The 26,666-nt window shown below is 62.6% G+C and carries 24 protein-coding genes; 13 read left to right on the top strand and 11 right to left on the bottom strand.

The window, feature by feature from the left end; genetic code table 11:
* Positions 1–2 precede the first annotated feature (2 nt).
* Positions 3–1,961 carry an LTA synthase family protein gene (locus tag C7A17_RS22695; RefSeq protein WP_106740829.1) on the bottom strand — a complete coding sequence of 653 codons (1,959 nt, stop codon included), beginning with the start codon at positions 1,959–1,961 and terminating at the stop codon, positions 3–5.
* 103 nt (positions 1,962–2,064) lie between these two features.
* Here C7A17_RS22695 and C7A17_RS22690 point away from each other — a divergent pair, with 103 nt between their 5' ends.
* From C7A17_RS22690 to C7A17_RS22670, 5 genes are all read left to right on the top strand, one after another.
* Positions 2,065–2,748, top strand: coding sequence for a response regulator transcription factor (locus tag C7A17_RS22690; RefSeq protein WP_106740826.1), 684 nt, complete (start codon positions 2,065–2,067; stop codon positions 2,746–2,748).
* Entirely contained in the window at positions 2,738–4,006 is a 1,269-nt protein-coding gene (locus tag C7A17_RS22685) for a sensor histidine kinase (RefSeq protein ID WP_106740823.1), read from the top strand. The genes C7A17_RS22690 and C7A17_RS22685 overlap by 11 nt, the downstream gene beginning before the upstream one ends.
* Positions 4,007–4,087: 81 nt before the next feature.
* Positions 4,088–4,777, top strand: a complete 690-nt coding sequence (locus C7A17_RS22680) for a class I SAM-dependent methyltransferase (protein WP_106740821.1) — start codon at positions 4,088–4,090, stop codon at positions 4,775–4,777.
* 1 nt (position 4,778) lies between these two features.
* Complete coding sequence (locus C7A17_RS22675) at positions 4,779–5,483, top strand: lipopolysaccharide kinase InaA family protein (protein ID WP_106740818.1); 705 nt, start codon at positions 4,779–4,781, stop codon at positions 5,481–5,483.
* Entirely contained in the window at positions 5,480–5,866 is a 387-nt protein-coding gene (locus C7A17_RS22670; protein WP_100547087.1) for a diacylglycerol kinase, read from the top strand. The genes C7A17_RS22675 and C7A17_RS22670 overlap by 4 nt, the downstream gene beginning before the upstream one ends.
* On the opposite strand, the gene C7A17_RS22665 is transcribed toward C7A17_RS22670, so the two are convergent.
* Both C7A17_RS22665 and C7A17_RS22660 read right to left on the bottom strand, forming a co-directional pair.
* The gene (locus C7A17_RS22665; RefSeq protein WP_106740816.1) at positions 5,867–6,331 is read right to left on the bottom strand and encodes a DUF3859 domain-containing protein; all 465 of its coding nucleotides are present in this window, start codon (positions 6,329–6,331) and stop codon (positions 5,867–5,869) included.
* A 66-nt stretch (positions 6,332–6,397) separates the two neighbouring features.
* On the bottom strand, positions 6,398–7,408 hold the full coding sequence (locus tag C7A17_RS22660; protein ID WP_106740813.1) for an amidohydrolase family protein: 1,011 nt from the start codon (positions 7,406–7,408) through the stop codon (positions 6,398–6,400).
* Between the two features lie 249 nt (positions 7,409–7,657).
* Here C7A17_RS22660 and C7A17_RS22655 point away from each other — a divergent pair, with 249 nt between their 5' ends.
* The 7 genes from C7A17_RS22655 to C7A17_RS22625 all read left to right on the top strand — a co-directional run bounded on the left by C7A17_RS22655 (position 7,658) and on the right by C7A17_RS22625 (position 14,043).
* Positions 7,658–9,052: a methyl-accepting chemotaxis protein gene (locus C7A17_RS22655; protein WP_106740810.1), complete on the top strand. Its 1,395-nt coding sequence runs from the start codon at positions 7,658–7,660 to the stop codon at positions 9,050–9,052.
* Positions 9,053–9,109: 57 nt separating this feature from the next.
* Positions 9,110–9,511, top strand: coding sequence for an OsmC family protein (locus C7A17_RS22650; protein WP_106740807.1), 402 nt, complete (start codon positions 9,110–9,112; stop codon positions 9,509–9,511).
* On the top strand, positions 9,508–10,368 hold the full coding sequence (locus tag C7A17_RS22645; protein ID WP_106740805.1) for a pirin family protein: 861 nt from the start codon (positions 9,508–9,510) through the stop codon (positions 10,366–10,368). Before C7A17_RS22650 ends, C7A17_RS22645 begins: the two co-directional genes overlap by 4 nt.
* A gap of 59 nt (positions 10,369–10,427) precedes the next feature.
* Positions 10,428–11,684 (top strand): XAC2610-related protein, encoded by a 1,257-nt coding sequence (locus tag C7A17_RS27135; protein WP_234035838.1) that lies wholly within the window; start codon positions 10,428–10,430, stop codon positions 11,682–11,684.
* A 136-nt stretch (positions 11,685–11,820) separates the two neighbouring features.
* Positions 11,821–12,369 (top strand): sigma-70 family RNA polymerase sigma factor, encoded by a 549-nt coding sequence (locus tag C7A17_RS22635; protein ID WP_106740802.1) that lies wholly within the window; start codon positions 11,821–11,823, stop codon positions 12,367–12,369.
* Positions 12,366–13,079 (top strand): anti-sigma factor, encoded by a 714-nt coding sequence (locus C7A17_RS22630; RefSeq protein ID WP_106740799.1) that lies wholly within the window; start codon positions 12,366–12,368, stop codon positions 13,077–13,079. The genes C7A17_RS22635 and C7A17_RS22630 overlap by 4 nt, the downstream gene beginning before the upstream one ends.
* A gap of 184 nt (positions 13,080–13,263) precedes the next feature.
* Complete coding sequence (locus C7A17_RS22625) at positions 13,264–14,043, top strand: DUF4394 domain-containing protein (RefSeq protein ID WP_106740796.1); 780 nt, start codon at positions 13,264–13,266, stop codon at positions 14,041–14,043.
* A 62-nt stretch (positions 14,044–14,105) separates the two neighbouring features.
* Here C7A17_RS22625 and C7A17_RS22620 read toward each other — a convergent pair whose 3' ends face one another.
* The 7 genes from C7A17_RS22620 to C7A17_RS22590 all read right to left on the bottom strand — a co-directional run bounded on the left by C7A17_RS22620 (position 14,106) and on the right by C7A17_RS22590 (position 24,085).
* Positions 14,106–14,894, bottom strand: a complete 789-nt coding sequence (locus C7A17_RS22620) for a dienelactone hydrolase family protein (RefSeq protein ID WP_106740794.1) — start codon at positions 14,892–14,894, stop codon at positions 14,106–14,108.
* 95 nt (positions 14,895–14,989) lie between these two features.
* A complete protein-coding gene (locus C7A17_RS22615; RefSeq protein WP_106740791.1) occupies positions 14,990–15,994 on the bottom strand; it encodes an HD-GYP domain-containing protein in 1,005 nt (334 codons plus the stop codon).
* Positions 15,991–19,713, bottom strand: a complete 3,723-nt coding sequence (locus tag C7A17_RS22610; RefSeq protein WP_234035837.1) for a PAS domain S-box protein — start codon at positions 19,711–19,713, stop codon at positions 15,991–15,993. The genes C7A17_RS22615 and C7A17_RS22610 overlap by 4 nt, the downstream gene beginning before the upstream one ends.
* 103 nt (positions 19,714–19,816) lie before the next feature.
* Positions 19,817–21,715 carry a molecular chaperone HtpG gene (gene htpG, locus C7A17_RS22605; protein ID WP_106740786.1) on the bottom strand — a complete coding sequence of 633 codons (1,899 nt, stop codon included), beginning with the start codon at positions 21,713–21,715 and terminating at the stop codon, positions 19,817–19,819.
* A gap of 144 nt (positions 21,716–21,859) precedes the next feature.
* Complete coding sequence (locus tag C7A17_RS22600) at positions 21,860–23,107, bottom strand: MFS transporter (RefSeq protein WP_106740784.1); 1,248 nt, start codon at positions 23,105–23,107, stop codon at positions 21,860–21,862.
* Between the two features lie 67 nt (positions 23,108–23,174).
* A complete protein-coding gene (locus C7A17_RS22595) occupies positions 23,175–23,621 on the bottom strand; it encodes a PaaI family thioesterase (RefSeq protein WP_106740781.1) in 447 nt (148 codons plus the stop codon).
* Positions 23,618–24,085, bottom strand: a complete 468-nt coding sequence (locus tag C7A17_RS22590; protein ID WP_106740779.1) for a PaaI family thioesterase — start codon at positions 24,083–24,085, stop codon at positions 23,618–23,620. The genes C7A17_RS22595 and C7A17_RS22590 overlap by 4 nt, the downstream gene beginning before the upstream one ends.
* A 173-nt stretch (positions 24,086–24,258) precedes the next feature.
* On the opposite strand from C7A17_RS22590, the gene C7A17_RS22585 reads away from it, so the two are divergent.
* Positions 24,259–24,555, top strand: coding sequence for a hypothetical protein (locus C7A17_RS22585; protein WP_106740776.1), 297 nt, complete (start codon positions 24,259–24,261; stop codon positions 24,553–24,555).
* 141 nt (positions 24,556–24,696) lie between these two features.
* Here C7A17_RS22585 and C7A17_RS22580 read toward each other — a convergent pair whose 3' ends face one another.
* Positions 24,697–26,388, bottom strand: coding sequence for a DEAD/DEAH box helicase (locus C7A17_RS22580; protein ID WP_106740774.1), 1,692 nt, complete (start codon positions 26,386–26,388; stop codon positions 24,697–24,699).
* Between the last annotated feature and the right edge of the window lie 278 nt (positions 26,389–26,666).

The raw sequence follows: 26,666 nt of genomic DNA, 5'->3' as shown, positions 1-26,666 counted from the left end.
CCTTAACGCTGACTGAGCTGCTGGCCCGGTTGGGCTTCTGGTTGCCAGGCGATCAGCCGCTTGCCGAAAGCATGACTGGCGCCCTGGTAGTAGGCGATGTCGCGACGCAACAGCGGATCAGCGCCATCCACCTGCCACTCATGACTCAGCCCCAGAGCATCGTCGTGACGACGCATTCCTTGGCGCGGACTGAGAATTGCCAGGTTTTGCCCGTCGAACAGGCCCAGGTGCTGGTAGTTGCCGAGCAGCGCCCGCCCGGGGGCATGGTCGGCGCGCAGCAAGTTGCGACCAAAGAAGGTGGAGACATAGTCCAGGTTGAGCAGCCCGAGCAGCGTCGGCGCCACGTCGATCTGGCTGGCCACGTCGGTGTACTCCGCCGGTTTGACGTACCTGGGCGAGTAGATGAACAGCGGGATCTGGTAGTTGGCCACCGGCAGATCCTCGCGCCCGGCACTGCCTGCAGTGTGGTCCGCGACGAAGACGAACAGCGTGTTATCGAACCAGGGCTTGCTGCGCGCCTGCTTAAGGAACTGGCCGATGGCGTAGTCGGTGTATTTCACCGCGCCCTCACGCCCCTCGCCGGAGGCGATGTCGATGCGCCCGTCCGGGTAGGTGTAGGGCCGATGGTTGGAGGTGGTCATCAGTTGCAGGAAGAACGGCTTGCCGGCCGCATGGTCGCTATCAGCCACCTTCAGCGCCTGATGGTAGAGATCCTCGTCGGCCATGCCCCAGGCATTCTGGAAGCTCATCTCGGCCTCATCGACACTGCTCTGATCGACGATGCGATAGCCATTGCCACCGAAGAAGGCGTTCATGTTGTCGAAGTAGCCGCGCCCGCCATAGACGAAGACGCTGTCGTACCCCTGAGCGCCCAATTGCTGTCCCAGACTGGCGTAACCAGATTCGCGGCCGATACGCTTGACGATGGAGCGTCCCGGTGTCGGCGGTACAGACAGGGTCAGTGCCTCCAGACCACGATCGGTTCGCGTTCCTGTGGCGTAGAAATTGGTGAACGTCAGGCTGTGCTTGCGCAGCTCATCGAGATTCGGGGTCAAGCCACGGTTATCACCGAAACTGCCCAGGTACTTGGCACTGAGGCTTTCGATGGTGACCAACACCACGTTGAGCTGGCGCGGCGGACCGGGGTTGTCGATTACCCGGCGGATGTCCTGCGGGTCGCTACCGATGAACCGGGCATTGGGCTCGGTCACCTCGGCACGCAACTGTTCGGCCACCGCGGCGTCAGGCAGGGTGGCGTAGAACTGCTGGTAGTCCAGCTCGTTGTTACGAAACGCAGCGAAAAACTGGTACGGGCCATTGCTCGCCAGCTCACGCTGGTAGGTGTTGCCACCGAGACTACGCGGCGCGTCCTGACCGACCAAACCACTGCACAGCCCGACCAGCAATACCAGCATGAGCAATGCATAGGCCGCGCGCAGTCGAGGCAAACGCGGCGCCTGCAACGCAGCGCTCAGCGGCCGGCGCAGCGCTACGGTCAAACCGATGGCCAAGGCCGCTAGCAGCGCCAGCAGTGGATAGATCGGGTAGGACTCGAGAATGTTGTCGACGACCTCTTTGGAGTAGACGAGGTAGTCCACGGCAATGAAGTTGAAGCGCACGCCGAACTCGTCCCAGAACAGCCATTCGGCCACCGCAGTGAAGAACATCGCGAACAGGCTGACGGCCGCCAGGACGATCAGCAGGCGCTGATGCCAGCGGCGCTGCCACAACCAGGCCGGACATAGCAGCAAGTAAAGCGCCAGCGGCGCGGCGGCGTAGACCAGAAAGCTCAGGTCATAGATCAGGCCGACGCCATACAGCCCAAACAGGTTCGGCAGGGTGACACCGGCATCGCCGAGATGCGCGATCAACAACACGCTGCGAGTGAGGAAGAAAACCGCCAGCCAGGCCAGCAGAATGATCGACAGATAACGAAGTTGCGCGTAATGGAGCCGTGGCATCGTATGATCCTTGTAGGATGAACGAGCCGCAGTCTGCGAGGCGAGCTGTGAGCCTCTCGTCAAAGCCGTGTGAAAAAATCGTCAAACCCAGGAATAACCTGCGATGCGCATTCTGGTCATCGAAGACAACCGAGACATCCTCGCCAACGTACTCGACTATTTGCAGCTCAAGGGCTTCTCCGTCGACTGCGCGCAGGACGGCCTGAGCGGCCTGCACCTGGCCAGCAGCGGCCACTACGACCTGATCGTGCTGGACATCATGCTGCCCGGCATCGACGGCTACCAGGTGTGCAAGCGCCTGCGCGAGGATGGTCGCAGCGAGGTGCCGATCCTCATGCTCACCGCACGCGACGCGCTGGATGACCGCCTGCAGGGCCTCAACGCCGGCGCCGACGACTACCTGATCAAGCCCTTCGCCCTGTCCGAACTGGTGGCACGCATCGAGGCGATCCTGCGCCGCAGCCGCGGCAGCCGTAAACGTCAGCTGCAGGTCTCCGACCTCAGCTACGACCTCGACACCCTGCATGTCAGCCGCGCCGGCCAGTTGCTCAAGCTCAACCCGCTGGGCCTCAAGCTGCTGGCCATCCTCATGCAACGCAGCCCGGCCGTGGTACGCCGCGAAGCCCTGGAAGAAGCCCTATGGGGCGACGACTGTCCGGACAGCGACAGCCTGCGCAGCCACATTCATCAGTTGCGCCAGGTGCTCGACAAGCCCTTCCCGACGCCACTGCTGCACACCATCCACGGCGTCGGCTATCGCCTGGCGGAGACCGCCGATGCTGTCTAAGCAGCCCTTCCAGCGCCGGATTCTGATCGCCTTCGTACTGATGACGGTGATGGTCAGCGGGCTGTTCTCGCTGAGCATCGTCGGCGTGGTGCATTTCATCGAGGAGCATCTGGTTTCCCAGGAGATGAGCCGCGAGCTGGGCGAGACCCTGAACGAGGATATTCGCCAAGGTCGCCCGCCACGCCTGGACAGCAGCACGCAGTTCTTCTCCTCCTACCACGATCAATACCTGATTCCCGAGCAGTACAGCGGCCTGCAGGAGGGGTTCAACGAAGTGGTCAGCGGCAACGAGGCGTTCTACGTCTACGTGCAGAAGATCAACGGCGAGACCTACATGCTGGTGCAGGAACAGCAGGAATTCGAAGCTCGCGAGAATGCGCTGTTCAACGTGGTGCTGGCGGGCTTTCTGCTGACGGTGATCGCCGCTTGGGGCCTGGGCTTGGTGATGGCGCGCAAGGTCATGACGCCGATCAGCCGCCTGGCCCAGCAGGTACGTCATCGCGACCAGTTGCACCCGCTGGCCCCTCCATTGGCACCGGATTACCCCGACGACGAGATCGGCCAACTGGCTGCTGCATTCGATAGCACGCTGGGCCAGGTGCGTCATTCACTGGAACGCGAGCGCCTGTTCACCAGCGATGTCAGTCACGAACTGCGTACACCGCTGATGGTCATCGCCACCTCCTGCGAACTGCTTGCCGAGGCCCCACTGGGATCGCGCGAGAAAGAACAACTGGCACGCATCGCCCGCGCCAGCGAGGAAATGCGCGAGCTGGTACAGACTTTTCTGCAACTGGCGCGTGACAAGAGCAACGAAGCCGTGTTCGTCGGCGACCGAACCCTGGCCGCCGTCGCCCATGAGCAAGCCAGCCGCTGGGGCACGCTGATGAAAGAGAAAGGCCTGGATTTCCAGTTGATCGAGGAAGGCCAGGACGGTGGCCGCTACAACGCCACCTTCCTCGGCACGGTGATGGCCAACCTGCTGCGCAACGCTCTGCACTACACCGAAAACGGCAGTGTGCGCCTGATCCTTGAGTCGGGAGCGTTTCGTATCGAGGACAGCGGCGCCGGCATCCCTGCCGAGCAGCACGAGCGGATCTTCCAGCCTTTCGTGCGCGGCTCGCAAGCACGTGGCGAGGGGCTCGGACTGGGGCTGTCGCTGGTCAAACGGATTTGCGCCAAGCAAGGCTGGAGCGTCAGCTTGCAGAGCGAACCAGGCCATACCCGCTTCCGGGTCACCCTGAGCAGTGGCGCTTGACGAAATTTTCACGCCCCTTTGACGCGGCCTTGATGCCCAGCTCTTTAGGGTGACGAGCGTATCCATCAAGGGACGTTCGTCATGCCCAAGCCTAGCCCCATCGAACTGGACTTTTCTCGCAAGTACGATTTCGAGCACGCCCAGCAATACCTGCACAAGCATCAGGATGGCCTGGCCCGGCGCCTGTCGCACTGGCGCGACGTGCAGGTGGCGCGCCGTGCGCTGCAGATGGCCGATGAGCCGAACCTGGTGCTCGACCTGCCCTGCGGTGCCGGACGCTTCTGGCCGATGCTCTGCGAACAGCCGAACCGAGTGATCTTCGCCGCCGACAACTCGGCCGACATGATCGCCACCGCCCGCGCCGCACAAACGCCTGAGGTGGTGGCACGGATCAACAGCTTCCGTACCTCGGCCTTCGATATCGAACTGGGCACCAATGCGGTGGACTGCATCTTCTGTATCCGCCTGCTGCACCACATCGAGTCGGCTGAACACCGCCTGGCCATCCTCCGCGAGTTTCATCGCGTCAGTCGCGATACGGTGATCGTCTCGCTATGGGTCGACGGCAACTACAAAGCCTGGAAACGCCGTCGCCTTGAAGCTCGCAGAACGGCTCAAGGCCGTGCCGCGGAAAACCAGAATCGCTTCGTCGTCGCGCGCTCGACCGTGGAGGAAGAATTCCGCCAGGCCGGCTTCGTGATTCTCGGCCATCTGGACTTCCTGCCCGGTTATGCCATGTGGCGCACCTACGTCCTGCGCAAGGTGAACTGATATGGGAATGCTCAGCGAACAAGCACTGACCGCCCTGCCCTCGACCGAATTCGACCGCTGGTGGCATAGCCTGGGAGAGCCGGTCGAACCGGCCAATCAGCGCCGTGGTGGTGAAAGCGGCGTCAGCCGCCTGCAGCACTGGGACAGCAATCGCCCCCTGCTCTACTGCAAACGCCAGAGCGGACATCTCTACCGCTCGCTGCGTCACCCGTTGGGACGACCGACCATCCTGCGAGAGCTGCAGGCCTACCGCGCCCTGGCCCGTCTCGGCATTCGCACACCGAACATCGTCTACTGCGCGGCACGCAAGCAGAGCGGGCAGTGGCAGGCGCTGCTGGTAACCGAAGCCCTGCCAGGTTTCGTCAGCCTGGAGCAGTGGTATGAAGACGCGCATGCGCCAAGGCTTAACCAGACCATGCTGCAACGCCTGGCGGTAACCCTGGCGCGCCTGCACCTGGGTGGATGGCAGCATGGCTGCTGCTACGCCAAGCATCTGTTCGTCAAAGCTCGCAGCGACGGTGATGTGGACGTCGCCCTGTTGGATCTTGAGAAAAGCCGCCGGCATTGGCGGATTGCCAGTGCTTCGCGGCGTGATCTTGGCCAGCTGCAACGCCACGGCGGCAGCATGCCTGAAGCGGACATGCTCTACCTGCGCCAGGCTTATCAGCATGCGCTGAACGATCCATGGGGTAGGCTGCAATCATGAACGACAGCCCCGATCTGGACGCCCTGTCATTCAAGGGCCGCCGAGGCCTGGCGCGCATCTTCGACGCCACAGGCTACTCGCTAGCCGGGCTGCGCGCGGCCTACCAGGGCGAAGCCGCGTTCCGCCAACTGGTATGGTTGAACCTGGTGCTGCTGCCACTGGCTTGCCTGGTCGATGTCGGCCGCGCCGAACGCGCGCTGCTGATGCTGGTGCCGCTATTGGCGCTGGTGGTGGAGCTGCTCAATTCCGCCATCGAGGCGGTGGTCGACCGCATCTCGCTGAACCTGCACCCACTGTCCAAGCAGGCCAAGGACATGGGCAGTGCGGCGCAAATGGTCGCGCTGCTGATGATCGCCCTGACCTGGGCGATCATCCTGCTCTGATCAGCGCACCATGAAACGCTGTTCGGCCAGCTTGCGGTCACCCTGATAAACGATGAAATGCCATTCACCGGGCACCACTTCGTGATGCTCGGTGAATTCGAAGGCCATCACGTCCTGCGGCGCACCGACTACCAGCCTCTGCTGCACCTCGAACTTGTCGTGGCGCTGACCATCCGGGGTGACAACGCCTGGCGTGAGGTACAGCAACGTCAACGGGATATCACCCTCACGCTTGCCGGCCAGGCTGTATCGCATGCCGAACTTGGTGCCGAGCTTGGCGGGAATCTGCTCGGTGCGCTCGATGTCCTGATTGCTGCGGGTCAGCACCCGCTCGCCAGGCTGAGAATCCTGATACTGGCTGCTGAAGATGCCGTATTCCACCGGCCCTTCGACACGGACGTCAGCCTGGCTCAGACCTGCCCAGGCGAATAGACCGGCCATCATGGCCACTCGGGTGTAATGCATGGTGCGCTCCTCGTTGAGATGAGCGCGAGCCTATGACGCCCGAGTGACAGCCTGATGACAGTCGCGCTATCGATCCAGCTCGGCCTGCACCTTGCGCGGCAGCACGGAGAGGAAGTTGTCGCGTGCCACCTTGTGTGCCACATCCTCGGGTAACGCATCGAGGAAAGGGTCGAAACCCCTCATGTAATCACCCAGGCTACCGAAGCGCCCGACCACATCCGAGCCCAGCATGAAACGCTCTGGATAACTGCTGACCAGATGCACCCACTTCGGATCAGGCTTGCCGCTCTCGTCCAGCAAGTAAGGCCGCAGCATGGTCCAGGACAGGTCGATATACAGGTTCGGGTATTGGCCGAGCATGCGTTCCAGGGTCTCCAGGAGGAAGTCGAGCTTCTCCTGGTGACGATGAATCTCGGCACTGGTGCCGGCATGCGCCCAGATAAAACGCACATGCGGGTGATTGCGCAGCGGCGCCTCGATCTCCTCCAGATAGAGCGGATTGCGCTCACGCTTGGAGGTGATGTTCGAATGCAGCATCACCGGCAGGTCATACTCGGCGGCCAGGTGGAACACCCGCGCCAACGCCTCGTTGTTGGCCCGCGGCGCACTGCCGTGAATCAGCGCGGTGAGATCGTCATGCCGAGTGAAGACCTCGCCGATGCCCTGCCACAGGCCGGGGTCGAGTTCCAGCATGCGGCGGATATGCGCGTCAGCATTCTTGTCGTTGGGGTTGAAGCCGGACAGAAACGGGTGGAACCGTTTGCGCTGCTCGGCAGGCAGGCGCTTGTAGGCATCTGCGATAAACACGTCGGTGGCGCTGTACCAGTAGGCATTGGCGTCATCACCAGCGTAATAACGCGGACGCTTGGGCTCGTCCTCGTCCCACTTCTTGGCCACCGGAATACCGGAGAACATCACATGATCGACGTTGTTTTCCGCCATTTTCTCCAGCAACTCATCCATGCCGGCGCTTTCCTGGAAAAAGTCGACATAATGCAGATGGGCATCGCTGTAACGGTATTCGCGGGCCTGGGCGCTGCACGCAATCGCGGCGCTGAGCGCAAGTATCCATGGCATCGTTCGAGATGTGAGCAAGGCGAGTCCTCCTGACGGTACGAGCAGCATAGACCGCCGACCCGCTGCGCAAGTTCGACGAGTGCTCATCCACTCCAGCCAGCCCAAGCCCTCATATGGAGCGCACAAGCCATATGCGCACCAAACCAGCACATCGATAGCTGACTAACAGCCCAGGATCACCCTGGAAACGCCAGCCAATGATGGCACCTCGCTTGCAGTGTCCGAGGTAGACCAGATAGGGGAATCACCATGTTGCAGTTGCTGCGCAAGCCCGCTCGCAAGGCCCAGGACGAGGCCGCATTGGATGCTTTGTTCCAACAGCACGACCTCACGACTCGCCTCCCGGAAGACTATCAGTGGATGGTGCGCCTGAATGACTTCAGCGCCAGCCTCCAGCAACGTATCCGCGTCAGCCTCGGTGCCGCCGTTGGCATCGCCGCGCATGCGCCGCAGTTGGCCCGCATCGCCGCAGCCAACCAGCAGAGCGGACAGACGCTGGCGCAATCCTCGGAGCTGATCGCCAGCGCCAGCGAGCAGGTCACCACCACCCTGGACGCCGAGCTGGTGCCCGGCGCCGGCGAAGTCGCGCGCCTGTCCGCCGAAGTCTCCGCCACCCTGCACCACTGCCAACAGAGCGGCCAGGCCGTGCTCCGCCAGGTCGAAGTGATCGATGCCAGCGAAGCGCAGCTGGCTCAGGTGATCCAGCAACTGGCTGGGCAGCTCGATGAAGTGAGCAAGGTCATCGGTGTGATCGCCAGCATCTCCCAACAGACCAATCTGCTGGCGTTGAACGCCGCCATCGAAGCCGCCCGCGCTGGCGAACACGGTCGCGGCTTTGCCGTGGTCGCCGAGGAAGTACGGCGCCTGGCCGGCCATACCACGGAGGCCACCGGCCAGGTCAGCGACATCATCGAGCGCTTTCGCGAGGGCATGCAGCAGCTTGGCGATGCCGGCCAGCACATGAACCTGGCCGTGGCCGATGGCCGCGTCGGCATTGTCGCCGTCAGTGAGGGGCTGGACAGCACGCGCCAGGCCATGGATCGCCTGGATGGCCAGGTCGGCCAGATCGCCGCTGGCACCGAGCAGATCGGCCAGGCCGTGCGCTCGATCAACGGCGACGTGCAGAACATCGCCCAGGTCGCCGCTGAGCTACTCGGCAAAGCAGGCCAGGTACTGCATCACAGCCAGGCGGTGCGCGAGGATGGTGATCGCCTGCTCGCCGGACTCGGCGACTTCCGCCTGGAAATCCACGCAGCCGTGCGCGCCAGCGTCGAGCAACTGGCCACGCGTCCCGAGTTGGCCAGCGACGTGGCAACGGCCGAACGACTGCTTGCCGATACGCTGGCGCGCGACAGTCGTTTCGAGCTGTTCTACCTGGTCGACAACCGCGGCGTGCAGATTTCCGAGAACATCTTCGCCGCTGATGTCAGGCACAGTGAAGAGGCCAGTTGTCGTGGCCGCGACTGGAGCCAGCGCCCCTGGTTTCGCGCCGTGGCCGAACGGATGGACAGCCATATCACCCAGGTCTACCGCTCCTCGGCAACCGATGACTTCTGCTTCACCGTGTCGGTGCCTATCGTCGACGGCCAGGGGCGTCTGCTGCGCGTGCTGGGCGCCGATGTGCGCCTGTCTGCACTGGTGTGAGCAGACCTGCCTGAGATAGGCTGACGGGCATTGCCGTCACGCCTACCAGGAAGCGCCATGATCCGTATTCATAACAACAAGGGTCTGCAGCAGCAGATCGAAATTGGCTCGCACCAGCTCGTTGGCGACGTCTCGCCCGAGCTGGGTGGAGAAGGAGCCGGCCCCGATCCGCATGACCTGTTCGACGCCTCGCTCGGCACCTGCAAGGCCATGACCCTGTTGCTCTATGCGCGCCAGCGCGGCCTGCCACTGGAAGGCATCGATGTCAGCGTTGAGCGTGACGACAGCGAAGAGCGCGACGGCAACTACCACCTGATCGTCGAGCTGTCGTTCAAAGGCCCGCTGGACGACGCCCAGCGCCAGCAATTGCTGCGCGTCGCCGACAAATGCCCGATCCACAAGCTGATGACCACCACCGACATTCAGGTCGAGACCCGCCTGGCTGGAGCCTCGGCATGAGCCAGCTGCAACTGATTCGTCCACGTGCCGAGGACATCGCTGGCCAACCCATCCTGCGCCCCCTGCCCTCGGCACGCTTTCGCAGCATCGGGCCCTTCGTGTTCTTCGATCACATGCTGGAGAAGGCCTACCCGGCCGGCAGCGGCATGAACATCGCCCAGCATCCGCATATCGGCCTGTCCACCCTCACCTACCTGTTCGAAGGCCAGTTGCAGCACAAGGACAGCCTGGGCTCGGATCAACTGGTGGGTCCGGGCGACGTCAGCTGGATGACTGCTGGGCGCGCGGTCGCCCATGTCGAACGTACTCCGGCCGAGCAGGTCGGGCAGAACAAGCGAGCCCATGGCCTGCAGGTCTGGCTGGCGCTACCGGAGGCTGACGAGCAGTGCGATCCGGCCTACAGCCACCACCCGGCTGCGTCGCTGCCACGCAGCGACGCCATGGGCGTGCAGATCACCCTGATCGCCGGCAGCGGCTTCTGCCTCGAATCGCCGGTTCCGGTGCGTTCACCGACCCTGTATGCCGAACTGCGCCTGGCGGCTGGTGCCAATCTGTTGATCCCGACCGAACACAGCGAGCGCGCCCTGTACCTGATCGATGGCGAAGCGGAGCTCGATGGTGAGCCCCTGCCCAAACACACCATGGCCGTCATTCCAGAAGGTGAAACGCCCGTGCTCAGCGCCTGCGGTGAATGCCACCTGGCCCTGATCGGCGGCGAGCCCATCGGCCCGCGGCGGATCAACTGGAACTTCGTCGCCACCACCGCGGAGCTGATCGACCAGGCGCGCCAGCGCTGGGCCGCTGGCGACTGGCCGCAAGTACCTGGCGAAACCACGCGCATCGAACTGCCACGCTGAAGCGCTCATGAAATCCAGGCGCCAGGCGGCGCCTGTCAACTTCGCAAAGGACTGTCATCTTGCTCCTGCCTCGCTCTCTCGCCGCCCTGCTCTGCTTACCCGCCTGCGCCCTCGCTGACCTGCCCAGTCTCGAACCGGAACCAGGACTGCACGCTCAGGTGGAACGGCAGGGTGAGCTCTACTTCCTGCGGCAACCCGACGGTAGTCGGATCGAGCTGAGCATTCCCGAGGGCAACGATGCAGAGGCGCCCAGCTTCGATGTCGATGACTACAATTTCGACGGCCATCCCGATCTGGCCATCCGCGTACCGGTTGGGATGGTCAACTCCGTCTACCACCTCTATCTCTATCACCCGGCTCTGCAACGCTTCGAGCACCTGCACATGCCAGTCGAGTTGCTGGAGAACGCCAACTGCTCGGAGTTATCGGAGCTGCACCCCAACAAGGACGAGCGCGCCCTGTACAGCCATTGCCGTAGTGGGCCGCGCTGGTTCTACGACGCCTACCGTTTCGATGAGTCCGGTGCTCCCTGGCGCTATAAAGCGCTGCAGTTACGCCATGACTACAGCCCGGACTATCCCTACGTGTTTTTTCCGATTTTCGAAAGGACGTTCGACCAGCAGGGCAAGGTCGTCGCCAGCCGCGCGCTGGACGACGACGATCAGTCGCAGACCTGGACGGTGCCCAGCTCGCGCCTGTATCTGCATGAACGACCGAACGAAGCCAGCCGAACCAAGGCCTACCTGATTCAGGGCGACGTCTGCGAGGTACTGGATCAACAGGGCCGCTGGCTGCAGATTCGCTATGCATCACGTAAAGGCCCGCTGGAGCGCTGGGTTTCGCTCGATGCTGCCTACGACCTGCATCAAGGCTACAACGCAGCACCGCACCCGGATGGATTGACCCTGAGCATGGGCGACTTCTCCGACCCGCAAGACGCCAACTTCACACTGAATCTCGGCCCCAGTATCCCCACGCTGGATCAGGCCGAAGTCCACCTGCTGTTCACCGCAGACGATGGCACGCACTACAGCCATCGCCTCTACAGCGTCAACTACAGCATCGAGGCGCGTGAGGGCGAAGGTGAGTTGCTCGACGACAACTACATCGAGAGCCGTAATGGCCAGTTCCTCATTTATCACCCGGACAGGCAGGGCAATGACGGCTATGTACCCTTCTTTCCCGAACTACCTCCCGCGCGCTATCGCATACGCGCCGTACTGACCGACCCGTCGCTCAGTACTCCGGTGTACTCCGAGCAAGAGGTGGAGATGGACTATCCACCGGCCATTGCCGAGATGCAGGACGACTCCTGAGGTTGGCTTGCCGCGTCGGTAAACGCCGTACCTTCGCATCAGCCGATCGCACAATTTTTTGTTACGCCTGCGTGATCCAGAGGCTCGCTTGCCGGGTATAAGCTGCATGCGGATTTTTCAGGCCAACGGATGACCCATGGCAGATCGCGAGTTCGACTACGAAAGTACCCTGGAAGCCTGCGCACGCGGTGACGAACGAGCCTTCCAGGCGCTCTATCGGCAAGAAGCCGGGCAATTGCTCGGCCTGGCCATCAGCATGCTGGGCCGGCGCGATATTGCCGAAGACTGCCTGCACGACGCCTTCGTGCGCATCTGGCAACACGCCGCGCGCTTTCGACGCGAGCTGGGCAGCGGCCGCGCCTGGATCCACAGCATTCTGCGCTACCGCGTCCTCAATGCCCTGCGCAGTGGCGGCCGGCATGCCGAGGTAGACGATGAGTTCTTCGAGCGCGTGCTGGACGATAGCCCACAGGCCGAAGCGCAGGCGCTGGAGCAAGCCGAGCAGCGCCTGCTGCGCAACTGCCTGCAGCGCCTGGAAAGGCCGCGCCGTCACCCGATTCTGCTGGCCTTCTACCGTGGCCTGACCCACGAGCAGATCGCCAGTCGCCTGAGCACACCGCTGGGCACCATCAAAGGCCGTATCCGCGCCGGCCTGCGCGCGCTGCAGGAGTGTCTGCAAGCATGATTCCGCACGATCCCGAAGAACGCCGCGCCCTGATTGGCGAATATCTGCTCGGCCTGCTCGACGAGCACGAAGCCGCCGAAGTGCGCCAGTTGCTCGAAAACGATGAGCAGGCCGCCCGCATGGCCCTGGAGTGGGAGCGGCACTTTCTCGACCTCAGCGACCAGCTGCCGGCACAAGCCCCCTCCCCGGCACTCTGGCCCCGCATTCGGCAGAGTCTTGGCCTGCACGATGCGCCACGCGACAGCCCCCTGGCCTACTGGTGGAACAGCCTGCTGACCTGGCGCCTGACCGCTGCCGCGCTGGCCATGGCGCTGCTGGTCGCCGTGTTGATGCCGCTGTTGCGCGCCCCGGATATATCCGGCGAGCGCTACACCGTGGTGTTGCAACAGCCGGGCGAAGCCGCCAAACCGGGCTGGGTCATCCAGGTCAGCAGCGATGGCACGCTCTCGCTCGACCCTCTGGTCGCCGATCAGGTACCTGAAGGCCGCGCCTTGCAGTTCTGGACGCTGATTGATCCAGCCGACGGCCCACGCTCGCTGGGCCTGGTCGAAGCTGGCCAACCGCTGCGTCTGCCAGCTGAGCAGATCGGCGCGGTGCAAGCCGGCCAACTGTTCGAGTTGACGCTCGAGCCAGCCGGTGGTTCACCCTACAACCGTCCCAGCGGACCGGTGCTATATATCGGCCGTGCCGTGCTGGCCAGCACCAACTGAGCAGATTGCCGGCCACCCGGCCGGCAACCTTGCAAACAGCCTGACCCCTGCCGAAAAAATATTTTCATCCGCCGACATCCAACCCCGTTCCTCGCGGGTATAGCTCACAGGTGTTTCGTCGAGGCACCTGCGAAGCCGGCCAGCTGGCTTCGTCTCGATGCTGAAACCTTTATGAGGAACAACCATGAAACGCATCACTACCCTCTGCACCGCCGGCCTGCTGACCCTGAGCGCAGGTGCCGCCAGCGCCACCGAACTGCTCGCGCTCGGCACCGATGGCAAACTGTTCAAGGTCGATGTCGCCAGCCTCAAGGTCACCGCCAGCATGGCCGTCAGTGGCGCCAGCGACCTGCGCGGCCTGGATGTACGCCCGTCCAGCGGCCAGCTCTATGCCCTGAGCGGCACCGATCAGCTCTACACCCTGGACGCAGCCAGCGGTAAGGCCACGGCAGGCAGCAAGCTGCAGACCGCGCTGTCCGGCAGTGGCCAGGCCGTGGTCGATTTCAACCCGGTGGCCGACCGCCTGCGTCTGCTCGGCCCGGACGGCACCAGCCTGCGGGTGAATGTCGACACCGGTGAAGTGGCCGTAGACGGCAAGCTCGCCTACGCCGCCGATGGCCCCTATGCCGGCAAGCAACCCAAGGTGGTCGCCGGCGCCTACACCAACGCCTATGCCGGCACCCAGAGCACCGCGCTCTACAACATCGACCTGGCCAGCGGCAGCCTGATGCTGCAGAACCCGCCAAACGACGGCGTGCAGCAGGTGGTCGGCAAGGTCGCCGATGGCCTCAAGGCGGCTGCCATGGATATCGCCAGCGATGGCAAAGGTGGCAACACGGCCTACGTGCTGACCGGCAAGACCCTGCACCAGTTGGATCTGGCCAGTGGCAAGCCGACTACCCTGGGCGACATCGCCGACCTGCCGGACGGCATCATCGATATCGCCGTCCTGCCCGCGAAGTAAGATGAAAAAAGGCTGCGCCCAATGGGCGCAGCCTTTCGTTCAGTGCGTGATAAAGCCTGGTTTCACTGCTCGGCGAATACCTCATCGAACAGATCATTCATCGCCTTGAAAGCCCGTGCGGCCACCACCGGGTGGTACTCGTTGCGCCCCGGTACGTTGGCCTTGGGATTGGTGAACGAGTGCACCGCACCGCCGTAGCTCACCAGTTGCCAGTCGGTCTTGGCCGCTTTCATTTCAGCGATGAAACCGTCGACCTGCTCCTGCGGCACGGCTGGATCGTCCGCGCCATGCAGCACCAGTACCGGCGCCTTGATGTTCCTGGCATCGGCTGGGTTGGGCGTGTCCAGGTTGCCATGGAAGGAGACGAAGCCTTTCAGCGGCGCCCCCGAGCGGGCCAGTTCCAGCACCGTGCCACCGCCGAAGCAGAAGCCAATAGCGCCCAGCTTGCTGACATCCAGCGCCACTTCGCTGCTCTGTGCCTTGAGCACCTCGACCGCAGCCTGGGCACGTTTGCGCATCAGCGCGCGGTCAGCTCGCACCGCACCTGCCGCGGCACCGGCCTCTTCGGCATTGCTGGGACGAATGGATTTGCCGTACATATCGGCGACGAATACCACGTACTTGTCGCCCGCCGCACGCGCGGCCTTAGCGACGGTGTCCTGATTGACACCCATCCAGCTGGGTACGGCAAGGAGACCGGGACGCGCCGTGGTCACCGAGTCGTCGTAAACCAGTACGCCTTCGAACGCTTCGCCATCGATTTCGTACGCAACCGTCTTGGTCACGACGGCCGCATCGGCAAGACCGGCGAATGCCGCGCACAACAGGGGAACCAGTGTCTTCTTCTGCATGGTGAGGCCTGCCCTTGGCAATGGTAGGCCCCTAACAATAGCCGCGTCGGCGGTAATGACCAAATCCGCGATGCAGCGGATTTGCACAGGACATTTCAAGCAGCGGGCTGCTCGGCCCAGCGCTCCTTGATCTGCAGAATTTCGGGCAGGCAGGCGATGAACAGCTCGACCAGACCCGGATCGAAGTGACGCCCACTCTGCTCACGCAGGAAGTCGACCGCCGCTTCCACGGTCCAGGCCTGCTTGTAAGGGCGCACGCTGGTCAGCGCGTCGAACACATCGGCGATAGCGACGATACGGCCCTCAAGGGGAATCTCCTCGCCCTTCAAGCCATTGGGGTAACCACTGCCATCCCATTTCTCATGGTGCGACAGAGCGATCAGTTGCGCCGTGCGCAACAGCCCCGAACTGTGCTCGCCAATGATCCGCGCACCAATCTCCACATGCTGACGCATCACCTGCCACTCTGCATCATCGAGCTTGCCCGGCTTGCGCAGCACGGCGTCGGGGATACCGATCTTGCCGACATCGTGCATCGGTGCGGCGTTGAGCAATTCCTCGGCGGCACTTGCGCTAAAACCGGCGGCCAGCGCCAATACCTTGGAGAAATGACTCATGCGGATGACGTGCAGGCCGGTCTCGTTGTCCTTGTACTCGGCCGCCATGCCGAGGCGCTGGACGATCTGCAGACGGGTCTGTCTGAGTTCCTCGACCCCAACCAGGGACAGATGGGTACGCACCCGGGCACGCACGATGGGTGGACTGACCGGCTTGGTGATGTAGTCCACGGCACCGACTTCAAAGCCACGTGTCTCGTCGTCGACATCACCGAGGGCGGTAACGAAGATCACCGGAATCGCCTGCAACAGCGGGTTAGCCTTGAGCTGCTCGCACACTTCATAGCCCGTCATGCCCGGCATCATCACATCGAGCAGGATCAGATCCGGCAACTCGCGCTCGGCCATTTCAAGGGCACGCGGCCCCTCCTTGGCGAACAACAGGCGATAGTCCTCCTGCAGGATATGCCGCAGCACCTGCAGGTTGATGGGTTCGTCATCGACCAGCAGTAACAGCGGACGAGTGTCGGCAGCGGTGATCATGATGGGGTCGTTTCCTCGTCTTGCAATTGCCGCAACAGTTGATCCAGCATCGTCAACGCCAGATCGAAATCGAAGTCATCCAGTGCCTGACGGATATCGTTCAGGGCTGCATTGTAGGCAGTACCACGCACCGCCTGCTCCATGGCTGCCAGGGTCTCATCGTCCAGGCTACCGCGCTCCAGCGCATGCCGCAGTTGGCCCACCAGCTCACGCAACATGCCCAGATCGGCCGTCGCGGAATCTATCGCAGACGACTGAGGCACCTGCGGCACTACGTCCCTGACAGCCCGCAAGGCCTGCTCCAGCTCCATGAGCAAGGCACGCAGCACATTCTCGTCCTGCGCCTCGAACGCCTGCTCGAGCGCCTGCGCCAGCGTGGTCAGGTGGGTCAGAGCCAGGTTTCCGGCGGCGCCATATAGACGGTGCGCCTGGGCCCTGCCCTCACTCCAGTCGTGCTCCTCCAACAGTTGGCTCAGGCGCGCCACCAAGGTCTGCTGTTCATCAACGAAGGCTGCGATCGCCTGCGCCATGCGCAACGGCCCGCCCCACAGGTTGCTGCCACGCACCCAGTCGAACAAACCATCCTCGGTAACGCGGGTGGCACTGACCACCGCACTGGGTACATCGGTCAAGCCGAGCAGGCGCGCGATTTCCCAAAGCAGCGCATTGAGATCCAGCGGTTTCGAGGCGAAGGCGTTCATCCCCGAATCCAGCGCAGCCTGGCGATCCTGATCGAGCACGCTGGCGGTCAAGGCAATGATCGGTATCGGCTCCCAGGCCTCGGCGGCCTCCAACTGACGAATACGCCTCGAGGCTTCCAGACCGTCGACACCCGGCATCTGCACATCCATCAGGATCAGGTCGAAGCGCTCCTCGGTGAAAGCCTGTAACGCACTTTCACCATCGGCGACGCAGCGCACGCGATGGCCAAAATGCTCCAGGCTCAACTGCAGCAGCTCGAGATTCTGCGGCACATCATCAGCGGCCAGGATGTTCAACGGCCCCAGCTCCGGCAGCACCGCGCGCTGTTGCGAGGCCAGGCGCTTGCCGGCACGCAGCGGTAGCTCGACGCTGAAACAGCTGCCTTGCCCCTCGGTGCTTTCCACCCGCAAACGACCGCCCATCAACTCGACCAGTTGCCGAGAGATGGTGGTGCCGAGGCCGGTACCGCCAAAGCGTCGACTCATCGAGGCATCGGCCTGAGCGAAGGGCTCGAAGATCTTTTCCAGTCGATCGGCGGCAATGCCGATACCGGTGTCCTTCACCGACAGACGCATAGCTCCCGGCTCGCCCGTCACCCTCAGACACACCTCACCGCGCAGGGTGAACTTGACCGCATTACCAAGCAGGTTGGTCAGCACCTGCTGCAAGCGCAGCGGGTCGCCACAGAAGAAGTCGGTGACGGTTGCCGGGTAATCCAGGTGCAATTGCAGGCCTTTGCTTTCGGCGGCCAGGCGCTGGCTGGCGATGACCTGCTCGCACAGTTCACGCAGGGAGAAATCCAGCTGCTCCAGCTCGATGGCGCCGCGGTCGAGCTTGGCGGTGTCGAGGATGTCGTTGAGCAGCCCCAGCAGCGAGCGCGAAGAGTGCTGCACGGTACTTAGATGACGCCGCTGCTCGCTGGAGAGCGGCGTTTCCAGCAGCAAGTCGGTGAAACCGATGATCGCGTTCATCGGCGTACGGATTTCATGACTCATATTGGCCAGAAAGCTGCTGCGTGCTGCGGCGGCGGCCTCGGCACGGTCACGGGCGGCGCGCAGCTCCTGCTCCATCAGGCGTCGCGGGGTCAGGTCGGTGGCCAGCTTGACCACCTTGAATGGCTTGCCGTCGGTGTTGAGAATCGGGTTGTAGCTGGCCTGGATCCAGACCTCACGTCCATCCTTGCCTTTACGGCGATATTCGCCCGTGCGGAATTGGCCAGCTCGCAGGTCGGCCCACCCCTGGCGGTAGGTATCGCTGGCGACCTGATCCGGGTAGCAGAACATGGCGTGATGATGACCAATCACCTCGTCGCGCTCATAACCGAACAACGCCAGGGCATTGTCGTTGATGTCCAGAATGTTTCCATCGAGGTCGAACTCGATCAGCGCCATGGCCTTGCTGATCGCCGTGACCTTGCCTTCGTACTCGGCATTACGTCGTTTGGTTTCGGTCTGATCGAGCAAAACCCCGTCGATCCAGCGCGGCAAGCCCTGCTCGTCGCAGACAGCGCTGCCGCTTTCCCAGATCCAGTGCTCGTTGCCCTCGCGATCGAACAAACGGTACTCGACCGTGTAGTTGCGCCCCTGCTCGATGGCAGCGATCACTTGATCGGCAGTGGTCTGGTAGTCATCCGGGTGATACAGATCGGCTATCGAGCAGCGCTGGCTGATGAAATCGTCGGCACTCCAACCGGTCAGATTCTGCACTGCGTCACTGATGAACAGCATGGTCCAATCACGATCCAGCAGGCAGCGGAAAGACACTCCGGGAATATTGCTGATCAGCGAGCGATATTGCTGCTCACTGCTGCGCAGGGCCTTCTCCATGCGCTGCCTTTCGCTGATGTCAGCGACGAACACCACGAACAGTGGGCGGCTACCTGCGTGGGTAATGCCCACACTGATACGCACCGGTTTTTCCGCGCCCTCACGGGTCAGACAGATCAGCTCCTGCTCCCCCGCCGGTAGCGTCAGTCGACCGGTTCTGAGGTAGTCGGCCAGCAGTTTCTCCACCTCACCGACATAGCGAGCAGGCATCAGTGAGCGCATATGCTTGCCCACCAACGCTTGTGGCTCCCAGCCGAACAACTGCGAGACTGCACGGTTGGCCGAACGTACGGTGCCGGTATGGTCGACGGTGACGATGGCATCCAACGCGGTATCGAAAATCGAACGCAGGTGCTGCTCACTGGCCTTGAGCTGGTGGCTCATTCGGCGGTATCGCAGCAGCGTGTTGACCGACACCACGAATATCGTAAGAGCAACGGTCAGCAGCGTGATGGCGACGGCTATGTAGCCACTGTCGACCACCGCCATAGGTGCCTCCGACTCCGGCGTACCGACGAAGCGTGCCGCTGCCATGCCGGTGTAGTGCATACCGCTGATTGCCAGGCCCATGACCAGCGCACTGATCAGCAACGACCAGCGCGTCGGCAGGCGCCCCTCCAGACCGAAGCGCACCCACAGCGCGACGATGGCCAGAGCGACGGCCACGACGATCGACAAGGCGAACATCCAGGGGTCATAACGCAGCAGCGGCGCCATCTGCATCGCCGCCATGCCGCTGTAGTGCATGGCACCAATACCAGCACCAACCAGCACACCGCCCACGCACAATTGCAGGAGGCTCAGATCACGCCGCGCCAACAGGCTCAGGGCGACCCAGGAGGCTGCCAGGCTCGGCAGCATGGACAGCAGCGTGATACCCAGGTCGAAACGCACCGCCGCACACAGCTCGAAAGCGAGCATACCGAGAAAGTGCATGGCCCAGATGCCACCGCCGAGCGCGAGCGAACCGGTAAAGATGGTGACTTGCCGGGCGACGGGGTGGGAACTGTTGCGGGCCTCGCCAGCCAGTTGCAGCGCCATACCGGCGGCGAATACGGCGATGGCCAGCGACAACAGCACCAGTTCGGGATCATAGCGACTGAGCACGAGGACACTAGGATCCGCGCCCATGATGAAGAACAACTCGAGAATCGACATACAACCCCAGAACACCGGCAGAAAGCCAGCCAATTGCCAGCATCTGAAACGACGGGGTCGCGCTTGTCAATTAAAGCCGATCAATCACACCCATAGAAAAGCCCGCCGAAGCGGGCTTGCTCTAATAGCTGACCTCTCAGGCAGAAAGCTCCACCAGCAACTTGTTCAAACGCTGCACGTAAGCGGCAGGATCTTTCAGGCTGTCGCCAGCGGCCAGGGCGGCCTGGTCAAAGAGAATGTGCGACAGATCGGTGAAACGATCCTCGTCCGGCTCGGCATCCAGGCGTTCGATCAGCGGGTGCGCGGGATTGAACTCGAAGATCGGCTTGGCATCCGGCACTTTCTGCCCGCTGGCTTCAAGGATCTGGCGCATCTGCAGGCCGAGATCCTGCTCGCCGATGGCAAGAATCGCCGGCGAGTCGGTCAGGCGATGAGACACACGAACCTCGGCGACCTGCTCGCCCAGCGCCCCTTTGAGGCGCTCGATCAACCCTTCCTTGGCCTTGGCCACCTCCTCCTGAGCCTTCTTGTCCTCTTCCGAGTCCAACTCACCCAGGTTCAGGTCACCACGGGCCACGTCGACGAACTGCTTGCCGTCGAACTCGGTCAGGTAGCTCATCAGCCACTCGTCGATGCGATCGGTAAGCAGCAGCACTTCGATGCCTTTCTTGCGGAAGACTTCCAGATGCGGGCTGTTCTTGATCTGTGCGTAGCTTTCGCCAGTGAGGAAGTAGATCTTGTCCTGTCCTTCCTTGACGCGGCCCAGGTAGTCGGCCAGCGAAACCGATTGCTCGTCGCCGTCGCCATTGGTGGAGGCGAAACGCAGCAGGCCGGCGATCTTCTCCTTGTTGGCGAAGTCTTCCGCCGGGCCTTCCTTGAGCACCTGACCGAAGGCCTTCCAGAAGGTCTTGTAGTCATCCGGCTTGTCCTTGGCCAGCTTCTCCAGCATGTCCAGCACGCGCTTGGTCAGCGCCGACTTCATCGAGTCGATGACCGGGCCGGACTGCAGGATTTCGCGGGAGACGTTCAGCGACAGGTCGTTGGAGTCGATCACACCCTTGATGAAGCGCAGGTAAAGCGGCAGGAACTGATCGGCCTGATCCATGATGAACACGCGCTGCACGTAGAGCTTGAGGCCCTTCGGCGCTTCGCGGTGGTACAGGTCGAATGGCGCACGGCCCGGCACGTAGAGCAGCGAGGTGTATTCCAGCTTGCCTTCTACCTTGTTGTGGCTCCAGCTCAGCGGGTTCTCGAAGTCATGGCCGACGTGCTTGTAGAACTCCTGGTACTCCTCGTCCTTGATCTCGGTGCGCGGACGCGTCCACAGGGCGCTGGCACGGTTGACGGTTTCCCACTCGACTTCCGCCGGTGCGTCTTCGCCGTGATGTTCCTTGGGCAGTTCGATGGGCAGCGCGATGTGATCCGAGTACTTCTTGACGATGTTGCGCAGGCGCCAGCCGTCGGCGAACTCTTCTTCGCCACTCTTCAGGTGCAGGACGATGCGGGTGCCACGCTCGGCCTTGTCGATGGTGGCGACCTCGAACTCACCCTCGCCTTTCGACGCCCAGTACACGCCTTCGCTGGCCGGGCTGCCGGCACGGCGGCTGAACACCTCGACCTGATCGGCGACGATGAACGCCGAATAGAAACCGACACCGAACTGACCGATCAGGTGCGAGTCCTTCTTCTGGTCGCCGGAGAGATTCTTCAGGAAGTCGGAAGTGCCGGATTTGGCGATGGTGCCCAGGTGTGCGATGACCTCCTCGCGGCTCATGCCGATGCCGTTGTCTTCGAGGGTGACGGTCTTGGCCTCCTTGTCGAAGGACAGGCGGATCTTCAGCGGATCGCCACCTTCGAGCAGTTCGGGCTTGGCCAGCGCCTCGAAACGCAGCTTGTCAGCAGCATCGGAGGCATTGGAGATCAACTCGCGCAGGAAGATTTCCTTGTTCGAGTAGAGGGAATGGATCATCAGGTGAAGCAGTTGCTTCACCTCGGTCTGGAAGCCCAGGGTTTCTTTTTGAGTTTCCACACTCATGGTCTTCTAACTCCATCTGTAGGACAGGAACCGCTACGGCGGCGATGACCTACAAATGGGGCCAGCAAGATGGATTTCAAGGGCTTGGGATCACGCATGTCATCCTGCAGTCGCCACCAAGCCACCGGGCGAGCCGCACCTGCACTATGGCTCCAACAGCTCCAGCCGTCCGATTTCCTCCGGTTTGAAACTGAAACTGGCCTGACCACCGCCACTACCCATTTGCTGAGAGAGGCGAATGCTGCCGTCGGCGTCGAGACCGGCAAAACGCCCCTCCACCGTACCGCCGCTGGCGCGACTCAGGCGCATGCTGAGGTTGCGATACTGCTCCGGGTTACGTTGCAAGCGGGCCAGGCTGAAACGCTGGCGCCGGTCGACCGGGCGGCTCAGGCGCTCTTCCGTGGGCGCAGTCTCACTCGATTGCGTCGACTGTGCTGCCGTCACGGCAGGGAGTGCCGGGAAGCGATCACCCTCCACAGCCCAGCCCTGCCCAGCGCGCTTGTGCAGGCGAATGGGCAGGCGCTCGCTGCGCCGATCGATCTGCGCCTCGACCTGCACCTCCAGCGTGTCGCCTTCGAAAGTGAACGGCGGCAGCTTCAGCTCGCTCACGTTGCGCGTGGCGAAACGCCGTTGCAGATAATCCTGCAGCACGTGGGCGATGGTGTCGCGGGAATCGAAGCGCACGTCGATCTGGCCATCGGTATAACGCAGCCGATCACTATAGAGCTCTACCCGGCCACTCAGGCTGGTCTTGAAGCGCGGCGGCAATACCAGGTGAAAGTCGCCGACCAATCGATTCGGCGCCTGCGGTTGCAAGTCCAGATGCAGGGTGTAACCACGGCTCAGGCGCCGCGCCTCGGGCAGATCCTGCTCCGGCAACAACCAGCTCAGCTCCACCTCCGGCAGGTTGCCGCTGTCCTGTGGCAAGACATCCACGCGCACACGGCCCTCGAGCGGCTGCGGCAGACGAATGCTCAGCTCACGCAGGGCGAAGAAATCCAGACCTTCGCGCAGGGTCAGCACGCCGTCGATCAACTCCCCCTGCTGCGGCCGGAAAGGCTGACCATTGAGCTCACCGGCAAGCTCGATGGCCAGCTCGGCCGGCTCCTGTATGTCTGGCTTGAGCCAGTCGAGACGAATGATCGCCGCCAGGCGCTCGGCGTCCTTGCTGGCCAGCAGGGTCAAACCAACCACCAAGGGAATCACCCCCAGACCAATCAGCATCACGGCACTGCGCGCACGTACCCAGTGGCGAATGACGTAGATCAGCGTGATCGGCGGCAGCAGGCTGCCCCAGCCCCACAACAGACTGGTGGCAAAGGCGCGCATGACCAGCCAGACCAGGCCGGCCAGCATCAATAACAGGCCACCGATTATCAGCAACGCATCCATCTACAGAATCCTTGTCATGATTTCACTGCGCTACCGATCCGCTCCACTGCCAGACGAGCGTCATGACTCAGGGTTCATCGACCTTGAAGTGGGCACGTGCGGTGGCAATCGGCTCGGTCTGGGTGGTTTGCCAGGCGGTGATCGCCACGTTGGCCACCCGACGCCCCTGGCGCCAGACCTGGCACTGCGCGTAGGTGTCACGATAATGGCCGGCGCGCAGGTAATCTATCGAGAAGTCGATGATTTTGGGCAAATGTGGAATGCCCATGAACATCAACAGATGCAGCATGGCGGCATGCTCCATGAAACCGGCGATCACCCCGCCATGCAGCGCCGGCAATACAGGGTTGCCGATGCAGTCGCGATTGGCCGGCAGACGAAAGACCATGTCATCGCCCAGGCGCAGGCACTCGATGCCGAGCAGCTTGGCGTAGGGAATCAGGTTGATCAGCGGATCGTAGTCGTTCTGCTGGTGCGCACGCGCCACCAGTTGCTCCAGGTTCAGATCGCTCATGCCGCACCGCCTTGCGTCAGCTCACCCTTGCCCTTGACGGCCTTGCCCATGCGCATGAAGGCGCCAACCACGTGGGCGATGGGTTGCTCGGGGTCGTCCTGATAGGCGTAGCCGCGGGTGAAGATGACATTGGGCGTCACCCGGTAGCACTCGGCGAAACCGAATACATCCTTGCCGGGTTCGGCTGGGTGCATGTAGTCGATACGCAAGTCGAGAGTCGGGCAGATCTCGAACTCCGGCAACACGCAGACTGTGGAAATCCCGCAGGTGGTATCCATCAACGTGGTGATGGCGCCGCCATGGATGACGCCGGTATCCGGGTTGCCGACGATATGCGCTGCATAAGGCAAGCGCAGCGTCAGGCCCTTGCCGTCAGCCGCCTCCACGCTCATGCCCAACACCTGACAATGACGCAGGGCGGCAAGAAACCGCTGCGCCCGTTCATGAATCGACTGATCGCCCATCGCTCGCCTGCACCACCTGAAAAAGGTGCGCATCATAACGCCTTGCGCCAGCGCTCACACGCGCCGGGCTACTGTCGACAGGGCACTCAGGGAACTAAAACACGTGAGCCGTGTTCGAAGGGTTGTGCGCACGGGGTCTGCCCTGGCACCTAAAAACTCTCACACATGGAGTGATGATCGTGAACAAACCTCTGACTTACGCCCTGCTGCTTGCCACTGCCCTGGGTCTCGCCGCTTGCGAGAAAACCCCGGAAGACAAGATGGAGTCGGCCAAGGAGTCAGTCTCCGAAGCCATGGACAACCTGGGCGATGCAGCCAAAGAAACCGGCGATGCCATCGAACAGAAAACCGACGAAGTGATGGGCACCGAGCCTACCACCGGCGAAAAGATCGAAGATGCTGCCAGTGACGCCGCTGACGCCATCGAAAACGCAGGCGAAGAAGCCAAAGACAAGGTTGACGGCCAGTAAGCAAGCCGGCAGTGCCAGCCACTGCATAGGCCAGTAAACAAAAAACCCTCGTAGAGCGATCTCCGAGGGTTTTCTTTTGGACGACAGATAAGTCAAGTCAGCGCGCCGCCTGATGCTCGATCAGGCAGCGCTCTTGGCCTATCAATCCTCGCGGTAGCGACGCAGCTTCAGGGCTTTGCCGGCAACGCGGGTGTCCTTGAGCTTGCCCAGCAGGCGATCCAGGCCGTCTTCCGGCAGTTCGACCAGGCTGAAGGTCTCACGGATCTGGATGCGGCCAATGGCCTCGCGAGCCAGACCACCCTCATTGAGGATGGCACCCAGCAGGTTCTTCGCGGCGATGCCGTCGCGAGTCCCCAGCGCGGTGCGGCAACGCACGCGGCCTTCGGCCAGCGGTACCGGCGCACGACGCTCGCGGTATTCGCCGCGCTCGCCACCACGATCGCCACGGTCGCTGTCACGCTCACGACGCTCACGCGGAGCACCGCCAACGCCCGGTACCAGCGGCTGCTCGCGCTCGACGGTAGCCAGATCCAGCGCTTGGCCATTGGTGGCCTTCTTCAGCAGCGCAGCGGCCAGGGCACGCGGGCTGCAGCCGATATCGGCAGTCAGGCGGTCGAGCAGATCACCATGGCTGGCTTCGGCATCGGCCACCAGCGGCGCCAGGCTGCTGGTCAGCTTCTTGATACGGGCATCGAGCACTTGCTGGGCGTTCGGCAGTTTGACCTCACCGACCTTCTGCCCGGTGACACGCTCGATCACCTGCAGCATGCGGCGCTCACGCGGCGTCACCAGCAGCAGCGCACGGCCATCGCGACCGGCACGGCCGGTACGGCCGATACGGTGCACGTAGGACTCAGGGTCGTACGGCATGTCGACGTTGAATACGTGAGTGATGCGCGGCACGTCGATACCACGAGCAGCGACATCGGTCGCGACAACGATGTCCAGGCGGCCATCCTTGAGAGACTCGATCACACGCTCACGCTGGTTCTGGGCGATGTCACCGTTCAGCGCAGCAGCTTTGTAGCCCTTGGCTTCCAGCGCGCTGGCCAGATCCAGAGTGGCCTGCTTGGTACGCACGAAAGCGATCAGCGCGTCGAAATCTTCAACTTCCAGCAGGCGCAGCACGGCGTTGGTCTTCTGATCGGCATGGATCATCAGGTGCGCCTGCTCGATACGCGAGACGGTCTGGGTCTTGGCAGCGATCTTGATGTGCTGCGGCTCACGCAGGTGCTTCTCGGCGATGGCACGGATCGAGTGCGGCAGCGTGGCGGAGAACAGCACGCTCTGGCGGCTTTCCGGCATGGCCTCGAAGATCACTTCGAGGTCATCCATGAAGCCCAGCTTGAGCATTTCGTCGGCTTCGTCGAGCACCAGGTGCTGAATGGTGGACAGCACTTTCTCGTCACGGCGCAGATGGTCGACCAGACGACCAGGCGTGGCGACGATGACCTGAGCGCCCTGGCGGATGGCCTTGAGCTGCGGGCCCATGGGCGCGCCGCCGTATACGGCAACGACATTCAGGCCAGGCATCTGCTTGGAATAGGTTTCGAAAGCGGTAGCCACCTGCAGGGCCAGTTCGCGAGTCGGTGCAAGAATCAGCACCTGAGGCTCACGCTTGGCCGGGTCGATTTTCGACAGCAGCGGCAGTGCGAAGGCGGCGGTTTTACCGGTACCGGTCTGCGCCTGGCCGATCATGTCATGACCGGCAAGGATCACCGGAATGGCCTGCGACTGGATCGGGGACGGCTCTTCGTAACCAACGGCGGTCAGAGCGGCGAGAATATTGGGGTGAAGTCCGAGCGCGGCGAAGCCGCCGATTTCCTGGGTCATGGGTCTGCCTCAAGTGCATCCGCAAAGACCCATGTTCCAAAGCTGCGCATGCCGTGTAAGACCTTTTGGGTCACCCTGGCAGCCTGGTCGGCGGGGATTTGCGAAAACGTGATGAAAGTGAATCGTCAAGGATAGTCCGCTGGGGACTGGCTGCCGGGAGTTAATTTCCCGGGCGAGTTGCACTACCTGAACGTGGCCAGAGAATTGGCCGGCGCGTATCATACCGGAAATTCCTGACCAAGGTGCTGTTTTTTATGCTGCGCACATCCCTGCACTGC

Source organism: Pseudomonas mendocina (assembly GCF_003008615.1).
Taxonomy (GTDB): domain Bacteria; phylum Pseudomonadota; class Gammaproteobacteria; order Pseudomonadales; family Pseudomonadaceae; genus Aquipseudomonas; species Aquipseudomonas mendocina_C.
The sequence above is the reverse complement of the archived record's forward strand: the minus strand, read 5'-3'. Positions and strand labels throughout refer to the sequence as shown.